This is a genomic window from Priestia sp. P5_B4 (assembly GCF_056400385.1).
In genome coordinates, this window is record NZ_JBFULJ010000253.1 from 1 (window position 1) to 4,845 (window position 4,845).

A 4,845-nucleotide genomic window follows, 5' to 3' on the forward strand; every position below is an offset into this window, starting at 1 on the left:
CTATGTCCACCAGACTATGTCCACCAGATTGTTTTTCTCAAGCCGCATGGTAATGGTATAAACTGTGCCTTCAACCACATCAGTGAAACCGAGTTCTCGCAGTTGTTGCGTGATTTCATAGCCGTAAGTTTCGCCATGGCTGATGATTTCAAGTACACAACCCTCAAGCACCCCTTTCAGCATTTCCGTGATTTTTTCCAAATGTTTTTCCCCCATTTTTATTTCACTTATATTTTTAGTACTCTGTATCACCAGTATTCAGTATTACTTATTACTACTATATAGTATTACAAAGTAGATAATATGTTAAACCTTTTTTAATTTTTTTTACAGTTAACTCGAATAAACGAAATTTCAAACAGGAAATTCGAAACACAAGGATAAATTTTGATACTCTGAACAAACTATCCAAGACGCTCTGCAACGTCAGCTAACKATTGATTACCATTCATGAAACAGAAAAAACTACCCTATCACCACCAGGGTAGTTTTTTCTGTTTKTMRGCTGTATRWSATATACAAAGTTARTTAACATAATGGATTTTATAAGAGCAAAATAAAAAAAGCTCTTACTATTAAGGGCTTTAATAGTAGAAATTTTAGATAGAATAAACACTTGTCCAAACCCTTTTTATTACTTTTCATATTATAGAAATGAGCATACCCCTGCTCTTCCAATAGATCCTGAGTTCCTATATTACTATTATCTTAAAGAAAAAACTGCTGCTTGGCGATGAACAGTAGTTTTTTCTGTTTTATCAATAAATAATTTAAAGTATTAGGACAAGCATACAAACAAGCTTCCTCTTGATGAATACCATATATATATAAATTGAAGAAGGTGATTAAAATGAGTGAATATTATGAGAAGAAATATATAAAAGGATCAAATTCCGAAGAATGGCATGATTGCAAGGAAAATGAAGTAAAAAAATCAGCGTTCAGAGCTGTTAATACAACTAATGATCAAAATGTTCCTGCAAACACTCGCGTAAAAGTTAGATTTCCAAATGAACAATTTGATTTAGCAAATGAATATAATCCTGGTAGCTCTACATTTATTCCAAAAAAAGATGGGGTATATTCCATCATTGCGAGCGTTCAATTTGACCCTAATAACTTTAACAACCCTTATAGAGTACTACTAATCATTCAAGTAAATGGTAATGATGTAGCTCGAGACAATGACTTTTTTAGCACAATCCAATTTGATAATGATGTAGCTGTTTCTACTATCATTCAGTTAAATGCCGGAGATATAGTAGAGGTATTTGTCGTTAGTAGTGTAACTGGTGAAATTGTTGCAGACAGTGCAACTACACGTTTTGAAGCAGTTAGAGATGTAAAACTCTAACTTAATTGCTATGCATACAAAAAAACTAGGCTCAAAAGAGGAGCCTAGTTTTTCTTTATTACTTACCAATAAATTGTTGTGTCCAATAGCTACCATCTTGTACGTAACCTACTCCAATATGAGTAAAGTCTTTGCTTAAGATATTTGCTTTATGACCTGGACTATTCATCCATGCACTCATTACTTCAGCAGGTGTTTTCTGACCGTAAGCAATATTTTCACCAGCTGTTTTATAAGTGATACCGAATTGTTTCATCATATCAAATGGTGAACCATAAGTTGGAGATGTGTGATCGAAATACTTCTTATCGTGCATATCCTGAGATTTAAGACGAGCCGTTTTAGCTAGCTGATTATCAACCTCTAAAGCTGGTAAACCAACTTTTGCACGTTCTTGATTGACTAATGTAACAACTTCTTGTTCATAAGCGCTTAGTTCTGAACTTGAAGCTGTTGGTTTAGTAACCGAAGCTTCAGATTTTAAACGAATAATTGATCCTACTTCCATGTTGTAAGGATCAACTTTTGGATTTAATTCCATCAGTTTTTTGTAATCTAACCCGTAACGTTTGGCAATAAAGAAAAGACTATCCCCTTTAGCCACTTTGTATGCTTCAAAAGGTGGTTCCTTATACATAGTCATTGCACTTGCATTTGTTGATGAAACTCCACCAATAATAGATAAAGCTAGTGCAGATACTATTAGTTGTTTTTTCATAATTCTCTCTCCCAATATTTATTTATGTATGTATAGTACTTCCGTTAATAACCATAATCATAGAAAATTTAAAAATCTAGGAGTAAATAATTCCAACAAGATAGTAAGCTAATAACTTACTAATTTTTAGTTTTTTTATTTCAAAGATGTATAAGGTATGCATTATTAGTTAGCAAATAGATTTTATCAGAAATAAAAAAACTCCTGTTTTCACTTAAAAAACAGGACTATGAAAGAGAGTAACCTGCAGGTATACCCTATATAATATGTAAATTAAGAATGGCTTGTACTAAATAAATACCCTATTTTTATTATATTATCGAATAAAATTATTCCTTTCGAGCAAACTACCCAAGATGCTATAAAGCATCTCTCATAGAACCCAATTGCATACATCCAAGTAACAGAAAAACCACTGATTAGGCCCAGTGGTTTTTCTGTTTTCAAGCTGTATACGATATACAAAACCAGTTAACATAATGGATTTTATCGGTACAAAAAAGACTATATCTTTAGTAAAAGGTTTGTTCACTAGAACATTTTTCTTTTTATGGATACTTGTCCAAACATTAATAGTCTATAAAACATACAATATATACGTGCAATTCAATTCTTTGAAAAAAGATTATTTTATATTGCCCGAGGAGGGATAAGCATGTCGAAACATGATAACGAAAAGAAACAAGAACAAAAACAACAGCAAGAACAAGAACAAGAGTTGAAAAATAAAAACACTGCAAACATTTATAATAGTGGAAACTCCTATGTTGATGTTAAAGTTAACGTTAAATCTGAAGCTGAACAAGAACAAGAACAAAAACAAGAACAAAAATCTAAAAATAAAAACAAAAATAAGAACGACTAAACTAAGGCAATAAAAATTATTAAATGAACTAGAAAGAGAAGAGAGATACATCTATTGTTTTCTCCCTTCTTTTTTAATAAAGAAAGGGGGAAACAATAGATGAGTATATATCCTCGTGATTATAAAAAAGTCGGACAAACAGTGGTAAAAAGCGCTATAAATGACAGTGGAAACTCAGATGTTGATGTTGATGTTAATCTAATTGTTGACACAACACCGTTAGCTTATGCTATAGCATGTTTTCTTCATTCAACAGGTAAAATCAGTGATAAAGAATTTACACACATGATAAAAAATTTGAAATTCCTTATAGAAGAAAATAAACGTTCATCTAAATTTAGTAAAAAACAAAATTCAAAACAAACTATTATTAGTGATGTTGATAAAGCTGGAATTGCTCAAGCAAAGAGTAGTGCTATTAATAACCCCAAAAATAATACTGTTTCACAAAAAAAGAGCAATGAATTCAATAAAGAAAATCAAAACGTAATATGGGGTAGATATTTTGATCCAAACAAAGACTTAATTAGAGGTAAATTTGGTCAATATCACTATTAAGAATATAAGACTTCATAGGAAATTTAAAAAGCTTAAATTTTTTAAAAATGAGATTTAAAATATGAAACATACTGTTTTTAAGCCTTATATAGTATACAATCTTAGTTAACATAATGAATTTTCTTGGCATTTATAAAAGATAGACATTAAGCATAATAGATAAAACAAAGGACCCAACAAATATAAAAAACATTGGCCAAAGCTTAGCCAATGTTTTTTGTATTTAGATAGATACTGTTAAGAAGATGTTTTCTCAGAAAGACGGATGATTCTAAGAATACAGATTACATTCTATTCATTGACCTGTTTTTAGGTGAATTATCTATGCGAATAACATTTAACAATTTGAGCAAACTACTCAAGATGTATAAAATCATCACGACTAACTTCGAATTACGTCAAGAAAAAACCTATCTCTTTTGACTGGGAAGAGATAGGTTTTTTCTGTTTTTAGCCTGTATATGGTATACAACCTTAGTTAACATAATCACTCTTTCCGGAACACACCTCAAAAAGAACCCCTTGTGGCGCAAGGGGTTTACCAATGGAATGTAATCTCAGATATGCAGCTTTTTATATACATCCTTGATATGACGGAGTTCTCCAGGTGTGTGTTTGAAGAAGAAATATATAAAAAGCGCACCTTTTATACATATGCTAGAACATACTAAAAGTAGTATCTACCAAAACTATCTAAGATAAATAAAAAGCAGTTTGCAAATGCAAACTGCTTTTAAGATGACCCGTACGGGATTCGAACCCGTGTTACCGCCGTGAAAGGGCGGTGTCTTAACCGCTTGACCAACGGGCCATATTTAAATTTAAAACGACTGGCGGAGAAGGAGGGATTTGAACCCTCGCGCCGCTTACACGACCTACACCCTTAGCAGGGGCGCCTCTTCAGCCACTTGAGTACTTCTCCGTATGGCTCCACAGGTAGGACTCGAACCACCGACCTCACGCTTATCAGGCGTGCGCTCTAACCAGCTGAGCYATAGGCCCTTCATTTGGAGCGGGTGATGAGAATCGAACTCACGACATCAGCTTGGAAGGCTGAGGTTTTACCACTAAACTACACCCGCGTTACTTAAGATGGGGCGACTGATGGGAATCGAACCCACGAATGCCGGAACCACAATCCGGTGCGTTAACCACTTCGCCACAATCGCCGTCTTAAAATGGTGGCTCGGGACGGAATCGAACCGCCGACACAAGGATTTTCAGTCCTTTGCTCTACCAACTGAGCTACCGAGCCTTATTAAATTTAAAATGGCGGTCCCGACGGGAATCGAACCCGCGATCTCCTGCGTGACAGGCAGGCATGTTAACCGCTACACCACGGGACCACTT

The 4,845-nt window shown here is 34.0% G+C and carries 4 protein-coding genes, 6 tRNA genes and 1 pseudogene; 3 read left to right on the top strand and 8 right to left on the bottom strand.

Translation table 11 applies throughout. The features are described 5' to 3' along the window. Nucleotides 1-15 precede the first annotated feature (15 nt). A pseudogene (locus tag AC1DRF_RS16765) lies at nucleotides 16-201 on the bottom strand (PadR family transcriptional regulator); the annotation flags it as partial. A 649-nt stretch (nucleotides 202-850) separates the two neighbouring features. On the opposite strand from AC1DRF_RS16765, the gene AC1DRF_RS16770 reads away from it, so the two are divergent. Beyond that, nucleotides 851-1,354, top strand: a complete 504-nt coding sequence (locus AC1DRF_RS16770; protein WP_377578368.1) for a hypothetical protein — start codon at nucleotides 851-853, stop codon at nucleotides 1,352-1,354. 58 nt (nucleotides 1,355-1,412) lie between these two features. Here AC1DRF_RS16770 and AC1DRF_RS16775 read toward each other — a convergent pair whose 3' ends face one another. After that, nucleotides 1,413-2,072 carry a CAP domain-containing protein gene (locus AC1DRF_RS16775; protein ID WP_477741203.1) on the bottom strand — a complete coding sequence of 220 codons (660 nt, stop codon included), beginning with the start codon at nucleotides 2,070-2,072 and terminating at the stop codon, nucleotides 1,413-1,415. Nucleotides 2,073-2,727: 655 nt separating this feature from the next. Here AC1DRF_RS16775 and AC1DRF_RS16780 point away from each other — a divergent pair. Both AC1DRF_RS16780 and AC1DRF_RS16785 read left to right on the top strand, forming a co-directional pair. Then, nucleotides 2,728-2,937 (top strand): hypothetical protein, encoded by a 210-nt coding sequence (locus tag AC1DRF_RS16780; RefSeq protein WP_427091796.1) that lies wholly within the window; start codon nucleotides 2,728-2,730, stop codon nucleotides 2,935-2,937. Between the two features lie 99 nt (nucleotides 2,938-3,036). Then, on the top strand, nucleotides 3,037-3,495 hold the full coding sequence (locus tag AC1DRF_RS16785; RefSeq protein ID WP_427091797.1) for a hypothetical protein: 459 nt from the start codon (nucleotides 3,037-3,039) through the stop codon (nucleotides 3,493-3,495). A 739-nt stretch (nucleotides 3,496-4,234) separates the two neighbouring features. On the opposite strand, the gene AC1DRF_RS16790 is transcribed toward AC1DRF_RS16785, so the two are convergent. From AC1DRF_RS16790 to AC1DRF_RS16815, 6 genes are all read right to left on the bottom strand, one after another. After that, nucleotides 4,235-4,306, bottom strand: a tRNA-Glu gene (locus AC1DRF_RS16790). Nucleotides 4,307-4,326: 20 nt separating this feature from the next. Continuing rightward, nucleotides 4,327-4,417: transfer RNA gene (locus AC1DRF_RS16795), tRNA-Ser, on the bottom strand. An 86-nt stretch (nucleotides 4,418-4,503) separates the two neighbouring features. Beyond that, nucleotides 4,504-4,577, bottom strand: a tRNA-Gly gene (locus AC1DRF_RS16800). 11 nt (nucleotides 4,578-4,588) lie between these two features. Next, a tRNA-His gene (locus tag AC1DRF_RS16805) sits at nucleotides 4,589-4,664 on the bottom strand. A gap of 10 nt (nucleotides 4,665-4,674) precedes the next feature. Continuing rightward, a tRNA-Phe gene (locus AC1DRF_RS16810) sits at nucleotides 4,675-4,750 on the bottom strand. A gap of 15 nt (nucleotides 4,751-4,765) precedes the next feature. Beyond that, a tRNA-Asp gene (locus tag AC1DRF_RS16815) sits at nucleotides 4,766-4,841 on the bottom strand. Nucleotides 4,842-4,845 lie beyond the last annotated feature (4 nt).

Coding starts and splice junctions, on each gene's coding strand:
- AC1DRF_RS16770 (WP_377578368.1), top strand. CDS start 851: ATGAGTGAATATTATGAGAAGAAATATATAAAAGGATCAAATTCCGAA.
- AC1DRF_RS16775 (WP_477741203.1), bottom strand. CDS start 2,072: ATGAAAAAACAACTAATAGTATCTGCACTAGCTTTATCTATTATTGGT.
- AC1DRF_RS16780 (WP_427091796.1), top strand. CDS start 2,728: ATGTCGAAACATGATAACGAAAAGAAACAAGAACAAAAACAACAGCAA.
- AC1DRF_RS16785 (WP_427091797.1), top strand. CDS start 3,037: ATGAGTATATATCCTCGTGATTATAAAAAAGTCGGACAAACAGTGGTA.